This window comes from Pseudoalteromonas rhizosphaerae, assembly GCF_902498845.1.
Classification (GTDB): Bacteria; Pseudomonadota; Gammaproteobacteria; order Enterobacterales; family Alteromonadaceae; genus Pseudoalteromonas; species Pseudoalteromonas rhizosphaerae.
Map to the genome: position 1 here is coordinate 1 of NZ_CABVLM010000048.1, position 804 is coordinate 804.

Genomic DNA, 804 nt, shown 5'->3' on the forward strand with positions numbered 1-804 from the left:
GTTGCGATTGATGGTAAGCGATTGAAAGGTTCATTTAATCAGTCAGATAGGCGCGATGCACTTTATATGGTCAGTGCATTTGCCTGCGAAAATGGTGTTGTTTTGGCGCAATGCCCTGTTGATAAAAAGTCGAATGAAATAACGGCGTTACCAGAGCTTCTTGAATTACTGGAGATAAAAGGCTGCTTAGTCACGATTGACGCGATGGGGTGTCAAAAATCAATTGCAGAGACAATAGTGGATAAACAAGCCGATTACCTACTTGCAGTAAAAGCGAACCATAAAGGACTGCTGTCACAAATAGAGAATGCTTTATTACCTGAGGTCACACGACAAGCGTCCGAAGGAATTTTGTTTAATGAAGCCGATTATCATAAAAACAGAGAAGAATTCAGGTGTTGTGCTGTTAGTCATAACGTAAGTGATTTATCAGAAACGAGCAATTGGAAAGATGCCAAAACAGTGGGAGTTATTGTTTCTTATAGGAAAGAAAAAAACAAAGTAAGCAATGAGTTATGCTATAGATACTACATCAGTTCAGCATATTTATCGGCGGAAGAACTCGCAAGATCCGCACGGCAACATTGGCAAATAGAGAATGGATTACATTGGCGTTTAGATGTTGGATTTAAAGAAGATGATTGCCGAATTAGGCGTGAAGGTGCAGCACCTGTATTTGCGGGGCTGAGACACATCGCATTTAATCAGCTAAAAGCAGAAACAAGCTTTAATAAAGGCATGCCCGCAAAACAGAAAAAAGCTATGCGCAGTACAGATTACCTTGAAAAGGTATTGAAATCATAG

Annotated in this window: 1 protein-coding gene; it reads left to right on the plus strand. The window is 40.0% G+C overall.

All coding sequences use genetic code 11. The annotated features are described in order from the left end of the window. On the plus strand, positions 1-804 hold an 804-nt coding region (locus tag PSR9079_RS23400), incomplete at its 5' end, for an ISAs1 family transposase (protein ID WP_149983457.1).